The organism is uncultured Tateyamaria sp., from assembly GCF_947496075.1.
Lineage (GTDB): Bacteria > Pseudomonadota > Alphaproteobacteria > Rhodobacterales > Rhodobacteraceae > Tateyamaria.
Window position 1 is genome coordinate 116,330 of sequence record NZ_CANMBJ010000003.1, and the last position, 21,242, is coordinate 137,571.

Genomic DNA, 21,242 nt, shown 5'->3' on the forward strand with positions numbered 1-21,242 from the left:
CAGTGCACGGGTCCTGCGGCATTGAGAAAGATCAATCGGCAGCGACCCGGGGCACGATAAGCTCGCCTTCATCAGTCATTGTTGGGAGATTGAAATGCCACCGAAACAGCCCGCAGGCGCAGCGCAGACCGACACATCGACGACTGCCGATGTGACCAAGATGGCCGGGGACGTCGCAGCCATGCAGGATCAGGCCGTGAAATCCATGTCGCAGATGGGGCTGGCTTGGGTCGAAGGGATGAGTGATCTGGGCAGCGAAGTGCTGTCCTTTGTTGCAGACCGGATCAAGGAAGACGTCAAGACGCAGCACAAGATGCTGCATTGCAAGGACGTCTCGGAGCTTCAGAAGATCCAGGCCGAGTTCATGCAGACGGCTATTGATCAATACACTGCCGAGACTGGAAAGCTCGTGCAGATGAGCCAGGATCTGTATGCGCCGCCAAGTGCGGACGAAACCAAAAAGAGCTGAGCCCTATCCCGAAAGGATCAGCCCAAGACGTAACGCCCTGGCGCTGGTCCTTTGGTCCAGCGCTTTTTTGCAGGCGTAAACTGTTTCGAGCCGCTGTGGTCGGCCAACCATTTGACCCATGCAGGCCACCATGAACCGTCTTCGATGGGGGCTTGGTCCATCCAGGCTTCGGCCGCGGTGTGCGGGTCGCCTTCGGTCTTTTTGCGCAACCGGTAGTGGCGGTTTCGGTGGCCCGGTTCGGAGAGCACGCCGCTGTTGTGCCCGCCAGCAGTCAGGCAAAAGGTCACATCCGTGTCGGTCAACATTTGCAGCCTGAACACAGACCGCCAAGGCGACACGTGGTCAGTTTCGGTGGCAAGGCAAAAGATGGGCACCCGCAAGTCGGTGAGCGCGACCGTCTTCCCCCCCACTTTGAACCGCCCCTTGGCCAGCTGGTTTTCCAGAAACATCTGTCGCAGGTATTCCGAATGCATCCGCGCAGGCATCCGCGTTGCATCGGCATTCCAGGCCATGAGGTCGTTCATGGGGGTGCGTTCGCCCAGTAGGTAATGGCGCACGATCCTGCTCCAAATCAGATCGGTGGAGCGGAGCATGCGGAAGGCTCCTGCCATCTGGTCCGCGCGCAGGTACCCTTGGGTCGCCATGATGTCTTCGAGGAAAGCGACCTGGTTTTCATTGATAAATAGTGACAACTCACCTGGTTCGGAGAAATCCACCTGTGCGGCCAACAGCGACAAGCTATGCAAGCGCGTGTCGTGGTCCCGCGCCATTGCGGCGGCGCCCGCAGCCAGCAGCGTGCCGCCAAGGCAGTAGCCGACCGCGTGCAACGCGCCGTCGTTTTGGGGCACTATGTGGTTGATGGCGGCAAACATTCCAAGATTCAGATAGTCCTCCAAAGACAGGTCAGCGTCGCCCTTGTCCGGGTTTTTCCAAGAGATGATATACACTTCGAACCCCTGATCGCGGAGATAGGCGACCAGTGAGTTCCGCGGCGACAGATCCAGAATGTAGTATTTCATGATCCAGGCGGGCACGATCAGGATCGGTTCAGCGTGGACCTTCTTCGTCGTGGGTCGGTAGCGGATCAGTTCAATCAGCTGGTTCTGGTAGATAACGTCGCCCGGTGTGATGGCGATGGTTTCGCCCACGCGGTAGTCTGGATGCAACTTTGGGCTCTGGCTGATCAATTGGTTGAAATCCTCGATCCAGTGCTGCCAGCCCTGTGTGAAGTTCTGCCCATGTTCCGCCAGCGTCTTGTCCAGCACATCCGGGTTGGTGAGTGCGAAATTGGCGGGTGACATGGTGTCGATGATTTGCCGCGCAGCGAAGGAGACAATTCGTTGATGGGCAGGATCGACGCCGACGATGGGCGCCGTTGCCTCTTGCCACCACGTCTCTTGCAGGCTGAACCAGTGCCGCAGTTGGCTGTAGGGTGGCACGTTCCACGCGAGGCTTTGGAACCTTGGGTCGTCTGTTTCGGGGGCCTTGCCGGTCAGAAACGTGGTCCATGCCTCTGCCCCCTTGGCCCATGCGCTGAAGGCCAGTTGGATTTGCCGTTCGGGGGAGCCCACGACATGCAGCGCCCAGTCGAGCCACGCGGTGCTGAGCGCTGTGGGCGACAGCCCGCCCGTGGCCTTGCCCATGGCGCTGTGCAAAATGCGGTCGAGGTTGCGGTCGGTGCTGTCCTTGGGCACTTGGAGTCCTTTCAGAAGGTGGTGCGTTCTTCGATCAAGGCACCATCGGTGAGGTCGTCGCGGGGGTGCTCCACGATGCGGTCACCGGGCTCCAGCCCGCTTTCCACCACGGCAAGGCGTCCATTGCGCGCGCCAAGGTCGACCGGCACGCGCGTGACCCTGTCGCCGTCCGCACGGAATGCGGCCCAATAGTCATCGGTGCGGAACGCAGCACTTAGCGGGATCAGAAGTGCGTCTTCTTCCTCGTAGGTGACGATGCGCAGGTAGACGGCGAATTCATGGCCCAGATCAGGGCGTTGTTCGGGAGGTGTAGTGATGTCGAATACGACGTCGACGCGCTGTTCCTCAATCCCGAGGGCGGAGACTTTCATGCGCGCCGCAGGCTCTACATAAGCCAATTTGGCTTGAAGCGGGGGGCCGCCCCAGCGTTCAACGGTTGCGTGGGCGTTTGGTGGCAGGCTGACCGCGTCGGATGTGAGCAGGTCCGCTACGAGTTCGATCTGGCCGGGGTCGCCGATTGTCAGCAAGCGTTCGCCCGATGTAACTGGCCGAGCGCTGACTTCGTCGATGTCCAGAACAACACCGTCGGTTGGAGCAAGAAGTGACATGCAGCACGTATCGTTTTCGCCGTTGCCCGAGGTTTCGACCAAGGCCGCCTTTGTCCGTCGCAACCCGCCTTCGGCCTGCGCGATACGGGCGTTCGCGGCCTCAAGGGCGGCATTTGTTATGGCAAAGAGCTGTTGCGCTTCCTCCAGCCGGGTGATGCTGGCCACGCCCCGTTCAACCAGTTCCGAGGTGCGATCGAAATGTGACTTCGCGAAGATGTAATCCTCCCGCGCACGGGCCAGGTCCGTTTCGGCCACGTGCAGGGCGGCTTCGGCCTCGGTGACGGCGGCTTCGGATTGCATACGGGTGCGGGCATCGAGCAACCCCGGAGAGATAGGTTCGACCAATGCGACGACCGTTTCCCCCCCTGTCACCGGATCGCCGACGCGCACGGGCGAGCGTTGGGCGACACCGGCGATGGGGGCCGACACCTCGAACACCTCCACCACGCGTGTCGTGCCGTCGGCATCGACCGTGATCTCGAAATGGCCTCTATCCACGGTGTGCAGATCCACCGGCACGGGTTCGGGGCGGAAGGTCACATAAAGCAAGCCCCCGGCGATGCCGACCCCGATCAGGCCAAGGACGATGTTGCGGCTGGTGTGGGCCATGGTGTCACTCTCTGGTTTTCATCACGGAAACAAGGTCGATGCCGTCGAGCCTGCGTCGTACGATAAGGACTGAGACAAGGGCGGCGGTCAGCACGATCAGGCTGGCGGAGGAAAACGTGGAGGCGCTGACCACGAGAGGCATGGAGTAAAGGTCGCTGGTGTAGCTTTCGGTCAGCATCTTGGCGACGCCCCAGCCAATCCACCAACCCAAGGGTTGGGCAAGGACGGCCAGCAACATGATCTCGCCCACCAGCACGAAGCCGACCTCGCCCTTGGTGAAGCCGAGGATGCGCAGGCTGGCGAGTTCACGTGCGCGCTCCGACAACTGGATGCGCGCGCCATTATAGGCGACGCCGACGGTGATCAACGTGCCGAGAATGGCGTAGATCGTGGTCGTGATCAGGATGTTTCGGCTGATCGTATCCTCGAACCCTGCCCGGTTTTCGGCCAGCATCGCGCGCCCGGCCAGCTTAGGCAGGTCTTTGAGGCTTTGCTGAAAGGCGTCGCCATGGGCCGCGTCCAGCGTGACGTTGACAATGGAGACGCGCGGGTCTTGCTGGAAAAGGCGGTTGGCGGTGGTTTGATCCATGTAAGCGCCCAGACCGAAAAACTGGGTCACAAGCTGTGTGACGGGCAGGGTGTAGGTGCCTTGATGGACCCCAAGAAACTTCACCTCGATCACGTCGCCAAGGGACGCGCCAAGCTGGGCAGCCAAACGTTCCGACAGCATGATGCCGCCGGGCGGGGCATCCACCACCTGACCGTTCGTTGACACCACGCGGCTGAGGTTCATGCCGGGGCGCCTCGCCTCGATCGTGGCGCGCTTGCGATAGTGTTCGTGACGCAGCACTGCCGTCATCACCTGCTGCCCTTCGGCCTGAAGCACACCGGGCAGACGGCGGGCCTCTTCCACCACTTTCTCGTCCACCTCGTCATTGAAGAACAGAACTGCGTGCTGCCGGTTGGATTGGTAGAACGCTGTATCGATGATCAGATCGAGTGCGTCGGGAAAGAAGTTGGAGGACACCAGAATGCCAACCGCCAGTGCCATGCCCAGGATGCTTAGGCCTGCGCGCACCGGCCAGCGGATGATGCCGCGCAGGATCATCATGGTGGGCTGGCTGACGCGGATTAAGTGCAAGGCGCGATCCACCCAGCTGGTTGTGAACCGGGGCGGTGCGGGTGGTGCCATGGCCGTGGCAGGCGCCAATCGCGCCGCGACCCATGCAGCGCGCGCGGCACCTGTGCCTGCCGCGATCAGGCCCAGCACGCCGGACAACACGTAGATGTTCCACGATACCGAATAAATCAGGTAAGGGAACTTCAGGAAATCAGCATAGAGTTTCGCGAGCTCGAAACTGAGCCAACTGCCAGCGACATAGCCGATCGACACGCCGAAGACGCCCACCAGGCTGGCAAGCAGAAGGTAGTGCATCAGAATGGCCGTATCGGAATAGCCCAGAGCCTTGAGCAACCCGATCTCGGCCCGTTCGAGCGCCACGATCCGCCCCATCACCATGTTCACCAGAAAGATCGTGATCCCCAGAAAGATAGGCGGCAGCGTATAGGCCAGCGTGCGCAATTGCGTGATTTCCGCATCTATGAAGGCGTTGGATACCTGTTCGGTCCGATCGATGGCGCCAAGCGCGCCGTATGGTTCCAAGAAGATGTCGAGCGCGTCGATCACCGGTTCCAATCGGTAGCCCGAGCGCAGTTTGACCGACAGGTTGTTGAACGCCCCCGTTCGGTCCAGAGCCGCGGCTAGCGCCTGTTCCGGCATCCAGATCACGCCGAAGTCTTCGTCGTTGGGGATCAGGCTGCCGGGGCCGATGGTGTAGATGAACTCGGGCGACAGGGCCCAGCCCGTGACCGTCAGCGTGCGTTTGGTGCCATTGAGCGTGGCGGTGAAATCGTCACCGGGCCAGAGGTTGTTCGCTTCACCAAATGGAGCGTTCAGGACCACCGCATCGGTGGCGGTGGCATCAGGCCAATTGCCCAGCCGCAGGATCGGTTGGTTGAGGGATGTGCCGTTTTCGGGCAGCGATACGACATAGGCCACCGTGGCATCCACCTTGGCCGGAATGTCCAGCGTCGCGTAGGTGGTAACGCGCGGCTCGATGGACGCGACCCCGTCGATGTTGCGGATGATATCGAGCATGCTGTTCGGCGCGCGGTTCACGTCGATGAAAACGTCGGCAAATCGGTTGCGCTCGTAATAAGTCGCACGCGTTTCTTCCAGCGCATCAGACATGCCGAAGGACATCAGCAGCACGGCCACGCCGGCTGCCAGCACAAGTGAAATGGCGAGGAACTGTGACCAGAGCCTGCGGAAGTCACGGATGAGTTTGCGGTCAAGCGCCTCCATACCGTTCACCATGCGATCTCGGCTGGGTCGAGCCGAGTTTCATTCACGTCGATGTTCGCGATTTTGCCATCTTGGAACCAGATCACGCGGTGCGCCATTTTGCGGATTTCGGCCGCGTGGGTGATCACCACGGTCGAGGTGCCAAGGTCTTCGTTTACCTGTTTCAGCACTTCCAGCACTTGGATACCGGTCTTGCTGTCCAGCGCGCCGGTCGGCTCGTCACAGAGCAGGATTTCGGGCCGTTTCGCCACGGCGCGAGCGATCGCGACGCGCTGTTGTTCGCCCCCTGACAGTTGTGCCGGGAAGTGGTCCATCCGGTGCGTCAGGCCGACAAGGTCCAGGGCCTCTTCGGCCCGCATGGGGTTCGGCGCCACATCCGTGACCAATTGCACGTTTTCGCGCGCCGTGAGGCTGGGCACGAGGTTGTAGAACTGAAAGACAAAGCCCACATGGTCTCGCCTGTAGCGGGTCAACCCCCGGTCGCGCAGATTGGTCAGTTCCAGATCGCGGAACCAAACGCGGCCATCTGTAGCGTGGTCCAGCCCGCCCAGAATGTTCAACAGCGTGGACTTGCCGCTGCCCGACGGGCCCAACAGCACGGTCAACTCGCCCGCAAAAAGTTCAAGATCCACACTATCGAGCGCGTACACCTTCACTTCTCCGGTATCGTAGACCTTGGTCAATCCGCTGGTGCGGAAAACGCGTTCGGCGGGCAATTTGGTCATACAACACCTTGTGATGCCGACGTCATCATGGCGTGGGCAAATGCGTCTAGGCGTTTGTCCGTTTCCGGAGTGTCTTCGATCTTGTTCTGAATGTTTAAGCTTGCTGCCAACCGGCGGCCCAACACCGTTTCGCAAGTTGCCACGCATTTGAGCGGTTCACCGGCCCCGCCAGACGTGGTGAGCAGGCCAACGGGTGTCGCGGTTGACGCCAGCGCATTTATGACACTGCGCGCCGGGGAGGCGGGCTGATCCGCCCAGATGGGGCAAGCCACCACGATCCAGGGTCTGTTTGCTGTAACCACATTGCCGCCGGTTAGTGGCGGCAAATGTGATCGGCCCACATCCCAGATTGCGCGCAAGATCCACAGCAGAGGTACCTTATAGCGGTCGGTTTCAATTGGTATGACCTCAGCCACCGTCCGCTGCGCAAGCGTATCCGCGGCACGGCGGGTATGTCCGGATTTCGAAAAGCACAAAATGGCTGGTGATGTGTTTGCAGACATGACTCCGGGCTCCTTGCCGGGTCGGTTTACCGCCTTGGGTGCGCAGCGCATTGAGCAATATCAATGCGAACGCGGAAACCGGATGGCACAGAACGATCAAAGCCAGTCGAGAGGAGCCGTGAGATACCGGACACGTTACCCAAGACAATGAAAGCAGCGGTTGTGACCGAGCTTGGCAAGCCGCTCGATATCCGAGAGGTTCCAGTGCCTCAGATTGGACCGCACGATGTGTTGGTGCGCGTGCGTGCCTCGGGCGTTTGCCACACCGATCTGCACGCCGCGATGGGTGACTGGCCGGTCAAACCCACTGCACCGTTCATCCCCGGTCACGAGGGCGTCGGCGAGGTGGCCGCCTTGGGTGCTGAGGTCACGCATCTTAAGGAAGGGGACCGGGTGGGCGTTCCCTGGCTGCACACGGCCTGCGGGCGATGCGAGCATTGTTCGGGGGGATGGGAGACCTTGTGCGAAAGCCAGCAGAACACCGGGTACTCGGTTGATGGCGGCTATGCCGAGTTCGTGCGCGCAGATGCTGACTATGTTGGCCAGTTGCCCTCTGCGCTGGAATTCGGCACTGCCTCGCCCGTGCTATGTGCGGGTGTAACTGTCTATAAGGGTCTCAAGGAGACAGAGGCGCGCCCGGGTCAGTGGGTGGCAATCAGCGGCATTGGCGGGCTGGGTCACATGGCTGTGCAATACGCCAAGGCCATGGGTATGCACGTGGTCGCGGTGGATATCGCGGATGACAAGCTGGCCCTTGCAAAATCACTGGGCGCAGACGTAACCATCAACGCCGCCGTCACCGATCCGGTCAAAGAGGTAACCGACCATCTGGGCGGCGTGCATGGGGCGTTGGTGACCGCCGTCAACACCCAGGCCTTTGCACAGGCTACCGGGATGTTGCGGCGGCATGGCACGATGAGCCTTGTGGGCTTGCCGCCCGGATCGTTTCCCTTGCCGATATTCGACGTGGTGTTGAAGCGCCTGACAATTCGCGGTTCCATAGTGGGTACGCGGCTGGATTTGGCGGAGTCGCTGAGCCTCGCGGCAGATGGTCATGTTGCGACGCATTTCGAATGGGACAGGCTTGAGAACATCAATGCGATCTTCGACCGGATGAAGGCTGGGCAAATCACGGGGCGCACTGTGCTAGAGATTTGATCAAGACTGGACCACGCTTGACGTTGATGTCTGGACTGGCATTGCGGCGATCAGTCTGCTGAGCGTCTCCACCTTCATCGGCTTCGAGGACATGGTGAATGTCGCCGAAGACGAGAGTGTCACTGCCAATGCGGACGCCTTCTATTTCCACACTTTGCGTGGCCTTGATCAATCTGAGCTTCAGCGCGCGGTTGCCGCTTGGCGGCCTTATCACTCTCTAACCTGGGCATGGACGCCACGGATGTTGAGATAAATCAAAGGCCGCGCGCGGCGCGCCCACTAGGGTGAAGTCCAATTCAGGAGAGGCGAGCAAAAATGACATCCACAATGAGAATGGTTTACGGACTGCTGGCCGCAGTCAGCCTGATGGCCTGCGCACCGGACAATGGGGAACCTGATCTGAGCGCTACCCGTGGTGAAAAGCTCTATTTCCAGAAATGCGCTTCGTGTCACGGGGTCGATGGCAAGGGCGGTAGCGCGCCCGACCTGACCACGTTGTCTGCGCAAAACAGGGGCATCTTCCCCCGGAATTTCGTAATGAGCGTCATTGATGGCTTCAATCGACGCGATCACCCCAACTCTGTTATGCCTGAGTTCGGAAACGAAGACTTGGGACCGACTGTTCAGGTCGAGGATGGGGGGGCGACCACACCGACACCATCCGATCTGATTGCTCTGGCGGCCTATCTGGAAAGTATTCAGAGGTAGCGGTCAGCCTTTGCCGAATTGTGCGATCTGCGCCAGCGCGTTTCGCTGCAGTGCAACTTCCCTCTGTGACGCACGCACGATCCCTTCAAGAGTCTCGTAGCCTTCAAGTTCGGTTTTGAGGTCCTGCGTGCGCCAGCCCAGTTCGACATACCGGGCTTCGATCATGTTTCGAAGGCGGTGTGATCTGTTAGTGTTCAGTCCCCGTTTGTCAGTGAAGCATTGCTGGTCCCGTCTTGACTGCCGCCAGTGCTTGAATACGTGCAGTCAAAGCGTCGAAGAACAGGCTCCGGAACGCGCGATGGCGCTTCAGAACGGAGGCGCACACGTCGTAGGTCATGCTGAGCATCCGCAGATCGCGTGTAGCATAGGCGCAAGTGTTGCGCACATCTGCCTGAAGGATCACGGTTGGTCCTGAAAGCTCGACCACAAATCCGCATCGCCACGCCGCGCGCAAGTCACCCGTGAGCACAATTGCAAGGTCGGCATGGTCTTCGAGGGTCATGCGTCGGCCGCATTCAACAGCATCCATCAGAACGTCGCCGTATGGCTCAAATCCGCTGCCGACAAGGTAAGCCAATTCATCGGTGATATGACATGTTCCATGCATTGCGTCCGTTCCATATTCCTGTCGCATGGCTCAACTTAGGTTGCCCCATGCGGACCGGTATTGAGAATTGTCAACGCTGTTGCGGGTCTCAGCGCAAACTGTAGTAGACCAGCATACTTGCAACGAAACTGATCAAAACCAGCACGGAATCCAGGCCAACATTGCCAAGTCTGGGTTTGCGCCGGATGAGTAGCCCCGTCAGGAAGATGGCCGTTACAACAATTGCAAAGCCGAGTGATGTCAGCACGATCGGTGAAGTCGTGCGCAAAACGGGCCCCGAGTGAAACAGAATGTCGGCAGGAAAAACCAAGACCAGCATAATCAGATTGCTGCCAAATATATTAGAAATCGCCAATGTGTACGCCCCCATGCGCACCGCAGTGATGCTTGTGGTCAACTCCGGCAGGGACGTGGCAGCCGCCAACAATGTGACACCTATGAAGCTGGTGCCAAGCCCGGATTGAATAGCCATGCTTTCTGCGCTGAGCACCAGGAGACTGCCAAAGATCAAAATCACCGCACAAGCCAGCACGGCTTGTGTGGTGAGGAATTTCGTAGACGCTTTGGTCAGGCCGGTGGGTGCTGGAAATGGCAAAGGGTCGGGGTCAGGGAGGTCTACCGGAACCCAGTCGCTGGCTTCGTCATAGCTGCGCGGCAACCAAAGCGCGCCAGCATAGACCACAGCGAGGATCACCGAACCTGCACCCACGCCCGCAATGGCGAACGGCTCGCCCATCATCAGGATCACGATCACCAGCCCAAGCATCAGAACAAGCAGAGTCGCCTCAAGCGCGTGATTTGCTTTACGCGGGTAGTTGGTGATTGCTCCGCGCGCCCAGAAGTCCGACATCGCCAGAATCGCCGTCTGCAATGCGATACCGCCAAAAAGGTTGTTCAAAACCAGCGCTTGTGCCCCCTGCACCGCGGCCGTCAATGTGGTGGCGATTTCCGGCAGGGACGTTGCCGTGGAAAGAAACACAAGGCCCACAACGGACTTTGCCAGTTTTAAACGATCCGACAGTGCATCCGCCAGATAGGCCAGTCGTGCTCCAGCCACCCAGACGGCAAAGGCGCTGATGGCAAAGACCAGCATTGTCAAAGGCAGGCTGCTGCTGAGGTATCCCATGCAGGCGGCTTAAGCGTGCCGCTTGGTGACGGGTCTGACATTTCTCAAGCCGGAGCATCTGCCGGGCTTGAGCAAAATCAACGGTGCTCTGCCACGCGTAGTTTACGCTGACCACAAGGGGACAGTCGCTATGTTTTCAAATGCTCGCACCATCATCACCATTTTTGGCTTCCATATCCGGGTCGATCCCAGTTGGGTCCTGATTGCAGGTCTGATCACTTGGAGCCTCTATCAGCACACTTTTCCCGCCGTCTTGCCCGGTCTGTCGAGCTGGACATATGCGACGATGGCTCTTCTTGGTATGCTGCTCTTTTTCGCCTCACTTGTGGGTCATGAGTTGGCCCATGCGGTGACGGCCCGGCGCTTTGGGGTCGACACGCGGAACATCACGCTCTTCCTGTTCGGCGGTGTTGCCGAGCTTGCGCAGGAGCCCGCCAGAGCCATGCACGAGTTCTGGATCGCGCTCGCTGGCCCGCTGATGAGCCTTGCCCTGGCCGCGATGTTTTGGACATTTGCCGTGTTAGGTGCGGTGTTCTTCGGGATGGGTCCGGTGGTTGAGGTGTTGCACTATCTTGCGCTGATCAATTTGGTGCTCGCGATCTTCAACTTGCTGCCAGCCTTTCCACTGGATGGGGGGCGTATCTTGCGTGCGTGGTTGTGGCGGCGCAGCGGGGATATACTGGCGGCCACGGAAACCGCCGCCCAATCCGGCACAGTCCTTGCCTACGCTTTGATGGGGCTGGGTCTGCTCGGTCTGTTCCAAGGGGCGGTGGTCGCTGGTTTCTGGCAGATCCTGATTGGCTTGTTTGTTCTTGCGGCCGCGCGCAGCAGCCTTGATGCGCAGCGCACCAGGACACTGCTGGGTCCACGCGACGTGCGGGCGTTGATGACAACCGAGGTTGTGACAACGGAAGCCGGGACCAGTCTGGCCGCACTGGTCAATCAGGTGATGCTGCCAAAACGTATCGGTTTTGTGCCTGTTGTCGAAGACGGGCAACTGCTGGGCCACATAGACATTGATGTGATCAACGGTATCGACCGCGAAAACTGGGCCAATACCACGGTGGATGACGTCTTTGTCGAATTGGATCAAGCGGTCTGCATTCCTCCGGATTTGCCCGTTCTGGATCTGATGGAACGTATTTCACGAACTGGTCAACGCAAGTTCATGGTGGTCGCAGGCAGCCTCCTGCTGGGCGTCGTTTCGCTGTCCGATCTTACCCGATACCTTGGACTGCTGGCGATGTTGGGAAAAGGGAGCAACGCAGCCGCTCCGACGCAAGCCTGGAGCGAACCCTCTTGACTCAAATCATGGCGGATTGATGCATCCCGGTTAACGTGATCCTAAAATGATGGAACTTGATCCTTGGACCACAACCGCGACGCAGCCCTTCTTACCGCTCTGATGGACGCCGCCGCCGATGCAATCATCGTCGCTGACCGACACGGCGTAATGCAGCGCATCAACCCCGCAGCAGAGCAGCTGTTCGGGTTCAGCACAAGCGTCTTTGTCGGGCAAAGCGTGAACGTGCTGATGCCCAAAGCGCTGGCGGATGTGCATGACGGGTTTATGGCACATCACCTCGAAACGGGTGAGAAGCGGATTATCGGTATCGGACGCGATGTGGAAGGGAAGCGGCAGGACGGAACGGTTTTTCCCTTACATCTGTCGGTTGGGAGCGCCGAAGTTGGCGGTGACACAGTGTTCATTGCCATTCTGCACGACCTGACGGAACGTCACGCAGCGCAAGAGGCTTTGGCCCGCTCCCAACGATTGGATGCGGTCGGTCAACTCACGGGCGGCGTTGCACATGACTTCAACAATCTACTGACAGTGATCATCGGCAATCTTGAGCTGTTGCAGATGCGCGGCGCAGACGAACGTCAGACTGGCCTGATCGACGATGCGCTAACATCTGCAGAACTGGGCGCAGACCTGACCCGGCGCCTTTTGGTCTTCGCGCGCAAGGGCGACCTGAAACCTGTCGAAGTCGATTTGCGTGCACAATGCCGCGATGCACTTGCGATCCTGAGACGCACGATCGGGGAGCGGTACCAGATCCGAACCGACTTTGCGAAGACAGTCAGCAAGGTGATGATCGACCCGGTGCAACTACAATCCGCGCTGATCAACCTCGCTCTCAATGCCCGCGATGCAATGCCCGAGGGTGGAGAGTTCCTGATCTCTGTCGCCGATATCACCATCGACGATCACTACATGGCGCAAGAGACTGATATTCAGCCGGGGCATTACGTCAGGCTGTTTGTCAGCGACGACGGCGAGGGAATGCCGCTTGAAGCCCAACGCCGCGCGTTTGAGCCGTTCTTCACGACGAAGGCCGAAAGCGGTGGCACGGGTCTCGGCCTCGCTATGGTTTATGGCTTTGTGCGGCAGTCCGGCGGTCACATCACGCTGTACAGCGAATTGGGGCATGGAACGAGCTTTGGCCTCTACTTTCCTGCGCTGCGGCCCGCCAGCACACCCCAAACGAGTGGCGAGGACAGGATGGGCAATGACCTGCCTCGCGGCACAGGCCAGGTTGTTCTGGTTGTCGAGGACAACCCCCATGTGCGCAAACTGTCCGTCGCGCGGATACGCGATTTGGGTTACCAAACACTGGAAGCGACAAGCGGAGATGACGCCTATGCCTTGTTGGGCACCGGGTTACGGGTAGATGTGCTGTTCTCTGATCTGGTGATGCCGGGATCGCTCAACGGCTATGACCTGGCCGCCAAGGTCCGCGCGGAGCATCCGCACGTCAAAATACTCCTGACGTCGGGCTATGCTAGCGATGTGGTCACCGGCAAAATGGGAGCAACGGGCGAATACAGAATCCTGCACAAGCCGTATCGCCATTCGGATCTGGCCGAACGGCTTCAGGCGCTTTTGTGAAGCGTTTCAAACGGTTTGCAATCCACGTCGCAAGCAAATGTATATCCTACGCCACGCACCGTCTTGATAAGGCGTGGGTCGGACGGGTTGCGCTCGATCTTCTTGCGTAGCCGCGCCACCTGGTTGTCGATGGTTCGGTCAAGGGGTGACCATTCCACGCCTCCAGTCAGATCCATGAGTTGGTCTCGCGACAATACCCGTTTGGGCCGTTCCAGAAAGACCTTCAGCAAGTTGAAATCACCACTGGTCAGTGCACAGTCGGAACCGGTGCGGTCCATGACCTGCATCCGATCTGGGACCGCGATTATGCCGTCAAAGTAATAGGCCGCACTGTCGGGCACAGTGGCAGGGGTAGGCGCGCGCTTTTGGACGTCGGCTTCGGCAAACTGGTGACGCCGCAGAACGGCACGAATGCGGGCGATGACCTCGCGCAGATGAAAAGGTTTCGTGATGTAATCATCCGCCCCGATTTCCAGCCCAACAACGCGGTCGATTACGTCATCCTTGCCAGTGACCATTACGATGGGCACAGTCGATACCTTGCGGATCTCGCGCGCCAGATCGAGCCCATTGTCCTGACCCAAATGAATGTCGAGGGTGATAAGGCAGGGCGCGCTGTTTTTAACATGCTCAAGCACTTCTGCGCCATTTGCAGCCTCCTGAACTGCAAAACCATCATCTTCCAGCACATTTCGCAGCAAGGCGCGCACCTTGAGGTCGTCTTCCACGACCAGAATTGTCGGCTGTTTGCCCATGATCCCCTCACCGGGTTTATGCAAATGCACCACGTGCCCCCGGAAACGGTGCGCATCGGCTAGGGGAGCGTTACAATTTGATACAAAACTGTCCTGCTCAACCATACGTAAGATTACAGTCTGCGTCCAACAAGGTCCTGGGACAGCCTAGGGGGACCACAGATGTATATCACTTTGTCAGCTGAAGAACGTCCAATGCCTGCCGTTTTAGGAGGGGATGAACGTGCGCGCAAATCGCTGACCACACGACTGCCACAGGGCAAATACCTTTACCGCGAAGGGGATGTGGTCGAGCGCATTTATCAGGTGATGACTGGGGTTGTGCGCCTAACACGGATGCTGGAAAACGGTCGGCGACAGGTGATCGCGTTCGGCTACCCCGGCGATATCATTGGTTTTCCCGCCAATGGGTGCCACCACGCCGATTGCGACGCGTTGGTCGATACCACCTTGCGCGCGTATCGCCGTGCGGCCCTTGATCACGGTGATGGCGACCCGGAATTGCATACGGCACTGTTGCAGGCTGCGTTGGGCGAAATCAGCGCCATGCAGGATCACGTCATGATGCTTGGGCTGAAATCCGCTGCCGAGAAGGTTGCATCGTTCCTCGATGTAATCAGCCGTCGGTACGGCGAAGATCTGGGGGCCTATCGTCAGATCGAGTTGCCCATGAGCCGCAGCGACATTGCCGACTTTCTCGGCCTCACAACAGAGACGGTCAGCCGCGCGGTGACCGCCCTGCGCAAGGCCGGTGTGATCTCACTTGATGGGGCGCAAATGATCATCGTGCTAAAACCCGACACCCTTGCTGAGTTGTCGCAGGGCGAGGACTAGGGTGCTGCCCAGTACACGCGCATCTCCTCGGGAAGACATGCGCGTACATCCTCGACCTCACCGTGGCTGATCCTGTTGTTCAGCAGATCAAAGACGTATCTGGCATCCTCCGCTCCGCGAAACTCGGATGTATCCGTCATCGCTTCGGCAATGGTGGGTCCAAAACGCAGATCAGTGTTCGGCGTGTGCTTGGGCTGCCACCCTTCAAACATGATGCCGCGCACCAGCAACGGCAACTGCGCAGAAAACTGTGCCATCTCGTTCTCGGGCAGCCGGTCCCGCAAACACTGCAACGTGACACGCAGTAATCGCAGCGCGCTTCGTTTCGACGTATAGCCGACCCGCTCTGCCAGTTCGTTGATCCACTCGTGCGTCAGGTGCACGGTATGGTCGATCACTTCGAGACCCTGATTGGACATAAAATATCCTCCTTTTCAGGTTTTGGGATTGTCTTGGTCGACCGGCTGCATATCCAAGTCGAACGCAGGATCAATATCAGGCACAAGGGCCAGGAGGGCGGCATGGGTCATGGCGCCAACACCCAGCAGAACCAGTGTGTAGTTCGCCACCCATCCGACGAAGGGGATGAAGTTCAACAAAGCGACGGCGATGATGGCGGCAGCAAAAACCACCAAACGTGTGACGTTGTGCGGATCGACCTCACCCCCCAGGCCAATCCAAACACGCATCGCCACCGCATAGGCACCAAGCGCATAGGCCAACGTCCAGACCAACACGATAGACAAGATCGCGACAGGCACAAACGGGATCCCCACGATTGTCAGGCCAGTCACCGGCACCGCGCCAAACAGGATCGAAAGCCCAACCACCCCTTGAAGCAAAGTGCGCCCTGGCGCCGCTCCAATGGATTTGCGCAGCCACGATACATGCCGAGGTGCGAACCCCAGCGCGATGGCACCAAGCAGGACGAAGAACAGCAAGGTCACCAGAAAACCAAAGAAAACAGAGGCGAAGGTCGGGAAGATCGGCATCTCCCGTATCCCGTCCCATTCACGCAAAAGGGCGCCGCCAGTCAGTGGTTCAAACGTGACGCGCGCGGCTGGTGCCACACGCTCCGGTACGTCCATTCTGGTGTCGGTTGTGTATGTCAGGCGGCCCGCGACCACCGCCTTGGGCCCGAAGCGGAGTGTTTTGGCCAAAACCAGCGCGTCACCCGTCACTGGCGCATTCAGCAGCACATCACGCCCGGAAACGGACAGCGCACCGTCAATCGGCCCGTCCACAATGACCGTCGCCCCTGCAAGCCGCGCATTGCCCCCAACACGTGATGTTGTATCCGTTCGGACGGTGAAACCTGCGGCAGTCAGATCTTGCCCCACCGTGCCCTTCAGCGTCACGGTCGCCCCAGCGGCATAGGCGTCTTCGCCCACATCAGCCTCAATCAGGACGTCAAAGCCTGCAACATGAAAGTCTTCATTGGCCTGGCCCAGCACCGTCGTAGACCGCCCCGCAACAAAGGCATCACCGGATACCTCCAGCGTTTGGGTAATGGTCTCGCCCGATACAAACGTGTCGCCCCCATGTTCGGTCACCACCGTCTCGGCGCTACCCGTCGAAACGCACAGAGCAAAACCGATCAGCACAGCTGGTAAATAAGTCTTTCGCATCTCAACCGCTCCCTTTCTGCAGCGACTGGATACAGCGCGTTCCTGAATTCCGATTGACAACGATCAATCGGGACCCGTGCCGATTTGCTAGTTTAGGAGGGCAGAAAACAAATGAACCAGAAAGGAGACCCATGGTGTCCAAGCCGAACCTTCCCACCCAAACGGGCAGCTTCTACCCGCCTTTTTTTCAATCTTTACAAAAAGAAATGGCACAGATGCTTGACCATCTGCGTGGCACAGCGACCCCGCAACCGACCGAGGGTTTCTTTTCCAGCGGTAGCATGCTCGTGCCCGCTATCGATGTGGCCGAAACCGACACGGGGCTGGAAATCAGCGCCGACATTCCCGGCGTGAGCGAGGAGAACCTGGACGTCACAGTTCAGGGCGATACGCTTGTCATCAAGGGCGAGAAAAGCACCAACAAGGAGGAAAAGGAAAAAGACTTTCACCTTGTCGAGCGTCGCCATGGCAGCTTTCGCCGGCACATTCCGCTTGGGTTTGTGCCGGACAAGGGCGCGGTCGCGGCTGACTTCTCCAACGGTGTTCTCACATTGAAAATCGACCGTCCCGAAAACGCGACGACCGGCGTTCAAAAGGTCGACATCAACACATCATAAAGCACTCGGCCCGGCAGCACATGGGCCGGGCCGAAACCACCAGTCCGGAGGGGATTTTATGGGACCGAAGACAATTCTGGTGTGCCTGACCACCAAAGAACATGCTGCCACCTTGCTGAAAGCGGCCGTGCCGCTGGCCCGCCGCACTGGTGCGCATCTGATCGGCTTACACACATTGGAAGCGCTTGAAGTATATCCCGGTATTTCCATTCACATACCGGATCAGGTCTTTGCGAATTTTAGCGCCAGCCAGAAGCAGACTGCGGAGGAGATCAAAGAGATTTTCAACGCCCACACCCGGTCCGAAGATTTTGTGAGCGAGTACCGCTTGGTGCAGGCACAATCCAACACAGCCTCGGAACGCATGATCGAAAGTGCGCGGGCCGCTGATCTGGTGATCATGGCCCACGAAGATAAAGACTTGGACAGATACGACCAGCGCCGTGCGCAAGAGGCCGTGATCCGCCAAAGCGGAAGGCCGGTGATCGTGGTGCCACTGGGTTATGACGGCCCCGAGATTGGTCACAAGGCCCTTCTTGGATGGAGCGAAACGAGAGAAGCGGGGCGTGCGGCCCATGACATGCTGGATATTATGGCACCCGGCTCCGAGATCGTCGCGTTGCGCGTCAAGGACCGTGCACAAGACGAGTTGCACGATTCCGATATGCTTGATGTGACCAGCGCGCTGGCTCGCCACGGACACAAGGTTGATCTACGCCATCTTGACCAAGCCGGTCAGGCTATCGCGGATGTGCTGCTTCAATGCGCGTTCGAAGAGGGTGCGGATATTGTTGTGACAGGCGCGTTTGGGCACTCCAACGCCTATGATTTTGTGGTCGGTGCAACCAGCAAGGCGTTGTTACGAAATGCGAAACTGCCAGTTTTGTTGTCGAAGTGAACAACGGCAAAGCATCCAAAAAAACCAACAAAAGATGCCATTTGGTCTTATTGCGCATGGTTTGCACTGCACTTGAAATGAAACTGGCTGACTAAGGCTCGTCTGCCGGAAGGAGGCAGGTCTCATGCCCTCACTTTGATAAGCGGCAGCGATACGGCACTCGCCAAACCCGGCCCGGAACGCGAACAACAGCGATTAGATCAGTGCATCTAAATCCAGAAAGCACAGCTTTATCGCACTCCTCGGTAATCTGGATTGCACGCACCAGCATGGAGTTATTTCTAAGCCCCACGAGTCCGTTAAGTCATCAATTTTTTAGAACGGGCTACATTGCAATTATGACCACAAGGAGGGTGCGAACAGATGCTTTATGAGTAAGAGCGGCGTCTTGAGAGGGCCGGTTATCCCGCTTCGAGATCTTGAGCAACGCAGAATTTTGCACAATTCACGAATGGCCGCTTCCGGTCCTAAGACGACATCCAAGGTTGGTTAGCGATGCTGCGTTTGCAGCACGGAAAGCTGCCATTAGCTGCGAACGCAAATTTCGGAACTGATCGAACTCACAAAAGCGGGAGTTAGCTGCCTCTCCCCTACTTGCCCCGATGCACCCCCTCATGCAACCTTGAGGACGGATAAGGATTGTCAATCTCGCCGCTAGGTCCACGGTCAAAGGATCTGCGCGCCGACGTGTTTGGAGAGGAGTTCTTCATGACATCCAAAACCACAGGTCCGACACCACAGGACAAGCTGACGTCGCAGCAGCCGAGCATGCCCAAGGTCAACAAGGTGTTGGCGGAGGATATCAGCGCGTCGCTGAAGGCCGGGTTTTCCGACTTTCTGGCGCGCCCCGTCATGAGCGGCTTCTTCGGCCTCTTCTATGCGCTGTTCGGGATGCTTCTCGTCTGGTGCCTAGTCTGGCTTGGCAAAATCTGGATGATCATCCCCGCGTTGATCGCCTTTCCGCTGGTCGCACCGTTTGCTTGCGCCGGTCTTTACGAAATGTCGCGCCGGTTGCAGACGGCAGAGCCTTTCGGCTGGTTCAACATCCTCACTGTCATGGCCGATCAACGCAAGCGCGAGATGAGCTGGATGGCCTTTGTCACCCTGTTCGTATTGTGGGTCTGGTTCTACCAGTTCCGGACCGTTCTAGTGATCGTGCTGCAGGACGCGTCTTTCTCGGATCTGGACGGCTTCTTCAACACCGTCTTGTTTACACCGGAGGGCTGGACCTTCCTTGCAATCGGCACATGCGTCGGCGCATGTATGGCAGCTGCCTTGTTCACAGTGACGGTCGTGGCCATGCCTTTGCTGCTCGACCGGGACATTGATTTCGTGACCGCCATGATCACGTCCATTCGCGTCGTTAAAAAAAATCCGGTGGTCATGCTCACTTGGGCGGCGATTATCATGGTCACTACGCTGTTGTCGCTGGTTCCGGCGTTTCTGGGCCTGATCTTCACCCTGCCCATCCTTGGCCACACCACATGGCATCTCTATCAGCGGGCCGTGTCCCCAGCGGAGGGGCGATCCTCGGTACAATTGGGTTGACATGCTTCCGGACGCAGAACGCCATTTGCTTTCATTGGCCGAAGTCTTGTGAGGTCCGCTTTGGGCTCGAAGCTGCCCTTAGCTGCGCGATACCCAAACTACCGCATGCGGACAAAACCCTGTGACAGAACTTTCCCACTACAAACTGTCCTATCGGCCGGTGGCAAAAACGTCTGAGTTTTGGCTTGTTCTGCATCCCATCCGGAATCTGGTCCGTGATCTCTAAGAATACCACTAGGTGCTCAGAATGCCTTCAGATAGGACATCTCCCCCGATCCAAAGGTTACCTCGTTCGACCGCCCGGACCGTTACTCTGCATTTCCCTTAGGTCATAGCTCCTTTGGAAACGATAATTGGTCTGCTTGTCCAAGCCCAGAACCCTTCGCCAACCGATGACCACGGATCGCGGTTACTTCCAAATCCATCGTTCTGGCCATATTCCACCGCTCGAGTCTTTCTTCAGGCATTGGATCATCGGCAGTCCAGTCGGTCAGCGCCTCAGTTAGGAGCGCGGCATCCCCAAATGCTTTCGAGGTGCCCGCCGCAGTGTGCGGGCGGACTGTTCCAGCGGCGTCGCCAATGAGCAAAGACCGACCATGAACACGCGGCTGCGCGGCTACGTCCTGCACGGGCTGCATGAATATCGCCGATTCATGAACAAGCGCGCGGAACAGGTGTGGCAGGCTGCGGTTAGCCAGTTCGTGTATCACGCGCTTCGTCGTATCCGTGACATCACTGGCCGGAAGAAACGACCTGTATCGTGTACCGGTTTGACCCGTCAGAAAGTGGTCGAGGTCATCGGCGGGCGTGTTCACATACCAAACCCAATTGACGCGGCGATGGCCTGGCGTGGTCTCGCCATCCGCGCCGGGAACGAGGTAGCAAAGCATCTGCATTCCGGGGTTCATGTACGATGTAAAGCGATCCTTCAGTGCCGCGACCAGCTCATTGGACAAATCGGACTCTTTTTCGAGACCACGCCAAGCGACATAGCCCGTATAGGTCGCCATGATCTCATCGCCTTGCAGCAGCTGTCTCGTTACAGAATTCACTCCGTCCGCACCAACCAGAAGATCACTCTGCGCGGCATGATCATCAGCGAACCGCGCAGTGACGTCACTACTGGACTGGTCGAGACCGATCAAACGGCTGTCCGAATGATAGCAGGCGTCACCGAGATGGGCGCGCAAACGCTTATAGAGTGTATCCCAGGCCGTCATCAGCTGCGGGGCAGGGTTCACACTATAGCGACCATCCAACGCGAGACCGACCCGTTCGTGCAGTTCGACGCAGACTTCGCGTGTTTGAACCCCAATCCGGTTCAACAGGGCATCAACCTCGCGCTGCATCACGACGCCTGCGCCACGGGCCTGCATCTCACCAGCGGAGCGTTCGTAAACTTTGACGTCTGCACCAAGTTGGTCGCGAAGTTCGATCGCGGCCGCGAGACCACCCACGGATCCGCCGATGATTGCGGCTGAAAAGGGCGTCGACATC

The 21,242-nt window shown here is 58.5% G+C and carries 21 protein-coding genes; 9 read left to right on the top strand and 12 right to left on the bottom strand.

Annotated elements, in window-relative coordinates:
- The first annotated feature begins 94 nt into the window (after nucleotides 1–94).
- On the top strand, nucleotides 95–469 hold the full coding sequence (locus Q1A51_RS11460; protein ID WP_299605070.1) for a phasin family protein: 375 nt from the start codon (nucleotides 95–97) through the stop codon (nucleotides 467–469).
- A 17-nt stretch (nucleotides 470–486) separates the two neighbouring features.
- Here the strand turns inward: Q1A51_RS11460 and Q1A51_RS11465 are convergent, their stop codons facing one another.
- From Q1A51_RS11465 to Q1A51_RS11485, 5 genes are read right to left on the bottom strand one after another with little or no spacing between them, the layout of a single operon-like run.
- Nucleotides 487–2,163: an alpha/beta fold hydrolase gene (locus Q1A51_RS11465; RefSeq protein WP_299605066.1), complete on the bottom strand. Its 1,677-nt coding sequence runs from the start codon at nucleotides 2,161–2,163 to the stop codon at nucleotides 487–489.
- 11 nt (nucleotides 2,164–2,174) lie between these two features.
- Nucleotides 2,175–3,380: an efflux RND transporter periplasmic adaptor subunit gene (locus tag Q1A51_RS11470; RefSeq protein WP_299605063.1), complete on the bottom strand. Its 1,206-nt coding sequence runs from the start codon at nucleotides 3,378–3,380 to the stop codon at nucleotides 2,175–2,177.
- A 4-nt stretch (nucleotides 3,381–3,384) separates the two neighbouring features.
- Nucleotides 3,385–5,757 carry an FtsX-like permease family protein gene (locus tag Q1A51_RS11475; RefSeq protein WP_299605061.1) on the bottom strand — a complete coding sequence of 791 codons (2,373 nt, stop codon included), beginning with the start codon at nucleotides 5,755–5,757 and terminating at the stop codon, nucleotides 3,385–3,387.
- The gene (locus Q1A51_RS11480; RefSeq protein WP_299210335.1) at nucleotides 5,751–6,470 is read right to left on the bottom strand and encodes an ABC transporter ATP-binding protein; all 720 of its coding nucleotides are present in this window, start codon (nucleotides 6,468–6,470) and stop codon (nucleotides 5,751–5,753) included. Before Q1A51_RS11480 ends, Q1A51_RS11475 begins: the two co-directional genes overlap by 7 nt.
- Entirely contained in the window at nucleotides 6,467–6,973 is a 507-nt protein-coding gene (locus Q1A51_RS11485) for a hypothetical protein (RefSeq protein ID WP_299605058.1), read from the bottom strand. Before Q1A51_RS11485 ends, Q1A51_RS11480 begins: the two co-directional genes overlap by 4 nt.
- Before the next feature lie 147 nt (nucleotides 6,974–7,120).
- On the opposite strand from Q1A51_RS11485, the gene adhP reads away from it, so the two are divergent.
- Both adhP and Q1A51_RS11495 read left to right on the top strand, forming a co-directional pair.
- The gene (gene adhP / locus Q1A51_RS11490) at nucleotides 7,121–8,131 is read left to right on the top strand and encodes an alcohol dehydrogenase AdhP (RefSeq protein WP_299605055.1); all 1,011 of its coding nucleotides are present in this window, start codon (nucleotides 7,121–7,123) and stop codon (nucleotides 8,129–8,131) included.
- A 315-nt stretch (nucleotides 8,132–8,446) separates the two neighbouring features.
- On the top strand, nucleotides 8,447–8,839 hold the full coding sequence (locus Q1A51_RS11495; protein WP_299210327.1) for a cytochrome c: 393 nt from the start codon (nucleotides 8,447–8,449) through the stop codon (nucleotides 8,837–8,839).
- A gap of 3 nt (nucleotides 8,840–8,842) precedes the next feature.
- Here the strand turns inward: Q1A51_RS11495 and Q1A51_RS11500 are convergent, their stop codons facing one another.
- From Q1A51_RS11500 to Q1A51_RS11510, 3 genes are all read right to left on the bottom strand, one after another.
- Entirely contained in the window at nucleotides 8,843–9,004 is a 162-nt protein-coding gene (locus Q1A51_RS11500; protein ID WP_299605053.1) for a hypothetical protein, read from the bottom strand.
- Nucleotides 9,005–9,047: 43 nt separating this feature from the next.
- Nucleotides 9,048–9,446, bottom strand: a complete 399-nt coding sequence (locus Q1A51_RS11505; protein ID WP_299210323.1) for a hypothetical protein — start codon at nucleotides 9,444–9,446, stop codon at nucleotides 9,048–9,050.
- Between the two features lie 88 nt (nucleotides 9,447–9,534).
- Complete coding sequence (locus Q1A51_RS11510; RefSeq protein WP_299605050.1) at nucleotides 9,535–10,572, bottom strand: hypothetical protein; 1,038 nt, start codon at nucleotides 10,570–10,572, stop codon at nucleotides 9,535–9,537.
- A gap of 130 nt (nucleotides 10,573–10,702) precedes the next feature.
- Here Q1A51_RS11510 and Q1A51_RS11515 point away from each other — a divergent pair, with 130 nt between their 5' ends.
- Both Q1A51_RS11515 and Q1A51_RS11520 read left to right on the top strand, forming a co-directional pair.
- The gene (locus Q1A51_RS11515; RefSeq protein WP_299605048.1) at nucleotides 10,703–11,875 is read left to right on the top strand and encodes a site-2 protease family protein; all 1,173 of its coding nucleotides are present in this window, start codon (nucleotides 10,703–10,705) and stop codon (nucleotides 11,873–11,875) included.
- A 63-nt stretch (nucleotides 11,876–11,938) separates the two neighbouring features.
- Nucleotides 11,939–13,465, top strand: coding sequence for a PAS domain S-box protein (locus Q1A51_RS11520; RefSeq protein WP_299605046.1), 1,527 nt, complete (start codon nucleotides 11,939–11,941; stop codon nucleotides 13,463–13,465).
- On the opposite strand, the gene Q1A51_RS11525 is transcribed toward Q1A51_RS11520, so the two are convergent.
- A complete protein-coding gene (locus Q1A51_RS11525) occupies nucleotides 13,450–14,220 on the bottom strand; it encodes a response regulator transcription factor (protein WP_299605042.1) in 771 nt (256 codons plus the stop codon). The genes Q1A51_RS11520 and Q1A51_RS11525 overlap by 16 nt on opposite strands.
- A gap of 162 nt (nucleotides 14,221–14,382) precedes the next feature.
- On the opposite strand from Q1A51_RS11525, the gene Q1A51_RS11530 reads away from it, so the two are divergent.
- Nucleotides 14,383–15,054, top strand: coding sequence for a helix-turn-helix domain-containing protein (locus Q1A51_RS11530; RefSeq protein ID WP_299605040.1), 672 nt, complete (start codon nucleotides 14,383–14,385; stop codon nucleotides 15,052–15,054).
- Here Q1A51_RS11530 and Q1A51_RS11535 read toward each other — a convergent pair.
- Together Q1A51_RS11535 and Q1A51_RS11540 are read right to left on the bottom strand one after the other, a co-directional pair.
- A complete protein-coding gene (locus Q1A51_RS11535; protein WP_299605038.1) occupies nucleotides 15,051–15,473 on the bottom strand; it encodes a DUF2267 domain-containing protein in 423 nt (140 codons plus the stop codon). The genes Q1A51_RS11530 and Q1A51_RS11535 overlap by 4 nt on opposite strands.
- A gap of 15 nt (nucleotides 15,474–15,488) precedes the next feature.
- Nucleotides 15,489–16,682 (bottom strand): hypothetical protein, encoded by a 1,194-nt coding sequence (locus Q1A51_RS11540; protein WP_299605036.1) that lies wholly within the window; start codon nucleotides 16,680–16,682, stop codon nucleotides 15,489–15,491.
- A 53-nt stretch (nucleotides 16,683–16,735) separates the two neighbouring features.
- Here Q1A51_RS11540 and Q1A51_RS11545 point away from each other — a divergent pair, with 53 nt between their 5' ends.
- The 3 genes from Q1A51_RS11545 to Q1A51_RS11555 all read left to right on the top strand — a co-directional run bounded on the left by Q1A51_RS11545 (nucleotide 16,736) and on the right by Q1A51_RS11555 (nucleotide 19,745).
- A complete protein-coding gene (locus tag Q1A51_RS11545) occupies nucleotides 16,736–17,299 on the top strand; it encodes an Hsp20/alpha crystallin family protein (RefSeq protein WP_299605034.1) in 564 nt (187 codons plus the stop codon).
- Nucleotides 17,300–17,357: 58 nt separating this feature from the next.
- On the top strand, nucleotides 17,358–18,197 hold the full coding sequence (locus tag Q1A51_RS11550) for a universal stress protein (protein WP_299605032.1): 840 nt from the start codon (nucleotides 17,358–17,360) through the stop codon (nucleotides 18,195–18,197).
- Nucleotides 18,198–18,905: 708 nt separating this feature from the next.
- On the top strand, nucleotides 18,906–19,745 hold the full coding sequence (locus Q1A51_RS11555) for a DUF2189 domain-containing protein (RefSeq protein WP_299605030.1): 840 nt from the start codon (nucleotides 18,906–18,908) through the stop codon (nucleotides 19,743–19,745).
- Nucleotides 19,746–20,074: 329 nt separating this feature from the next.
- Here the strand turns inward: Q1A51_RS11555 and Q1A51_RS11560 are convergent, their stop codons facing one another.
- Nucleotides 20,075–21,241, bottom strand: coding sequence for an FAD-dependent monooxygenase (locus Q1A51_RS11560; protein WP_299605028.1), 1,167 nt, complete (start codon nucleotides 21,239–21,241; stop codon nucleotides 20,075–20,077).
- Nucleotide 21,242 lies beyond the last annotated feature (1 nt).

Coding starts and splice junctions, on each gene's coding strand:
- Q1A51_RS11460 (WP_299605070.1), top strand. CDS start 95: ATGCCACCGAAACAGCCCGCAGGCGCAGCGCAGACCGACACATCGACG.
- Q1A51_RS11470 (WP_299605063.1), bottom strand. CDS start 3,380: ATGGCCCACACCAGCCGCAACATCGTCCTTGGCCTGATCGGGGTCGGC.
- Q1A51_RS11475 (WP_299605061.1), bottom strand. CDS start 5,757: ATGGTGAACGGTATGGAGGCGCTTGACCGCAAACTCATCCGTGACTTC.
- Q1A51_RS11480 (WP_299210335.1), bottom strand. CDS start 6,470: ATGACCAAATTGCCCGCCGAACGCGTTTTCCGCACCAGCGGATTGACC.
- Q1A51_RS11485 (WP_299605058.1), bottom strand. CDS start 6,973: ATGTCTGCAAACACATCACCAGCCATTTTGTGCTTTTCGAAATCCGGA.
- adhP (WP_299605055.1), top strand. CDS start 7,121: ATGAAAGCAGCGGTTGTGACCGAGCTTGGCAAGCCGCTCGATATCCGA.
- Q1A51_RS11495 (WP_299210327.1), top strand. CDS start 8,447: ATGACATCCACAATGAGAATGGTTTACGGACTGCTGGCCGCAGTCAGC.
- Q1A51_RS11500 (WP_299605053.1), bottom strand. CDS start 9,004: ATGATCGAAGCCCGGTATGTCGAACTGGGCTGGCGCACGCAGGACCTC.
- Q1A51_RS11505 (WP_299210323.1), bottom strand. CDS start 9,446: ATGCATGGAACATGTCATATCACCGATGAATTGGCTTACCTTGTCGGC.
- Q1A51_RS11510 (WP_299605050.1), bottom strand. CDS start 10,572: ATGGGATACCTCAGCAGCAGCCTGCCTTTGACAATGCTGGTCTTTGCC.
- Q1A51_RS11515 (WP_299605048.1), top strand. CDS start 10,703: ATGTTTTCAAATGCTCGCACCATCATCACCATTTTTGGCTTCCATATC.
- Q1A51_RS11525 (WP_299605042.1), bottom strand. CDS start 14,220: ATGGGCAAACAGCCGACAATTCTGGTCGTGGAAGACGACCTCAAGGTG.
- Q1A51_RS11530 (WP_299605040.1), top strand. CDS start 14,383: ATGTATATCACTTTGTCAGCTGAAGAACGTCCAATGCCTGCCGTTTTA.
- Q1A51_RS11535 (WP_299605038.1), bottom strand. CDS start 15,473: ATGTCCAATCAGGGTCTCGAAGTGATCGACCATACCGTGCACCTGACG.
- Q1A51_RS11540 (WP_299605036.1), bottom strand. CDS start 16,682: ATGCGAAAGACTTATTTACCAGCTGTGCTGATCGGTTTTGCTCTGTGC.
- Q1A51_RS11550 (WP_299605032.1), top strand. CDS start 17,358: ATGGGACCGAAGACAATTCTGGTGTGCCTGACCACCAAAGAACATGCT.
- Q1A51_RS11555 (WP_299605030.1), top strand. CDS start 18,906: ATGACATCCAAAACCACAGGTCCGACACCACAGGACAAGCTGACGTCG.
- Q1A51_RS11560 (WP_299605028.1), bottom strand. CDS start 21,241: ATGTCGACGCCCTTTTCAGCCGCAATCATCGGCGGATCCGTGGGTGGT.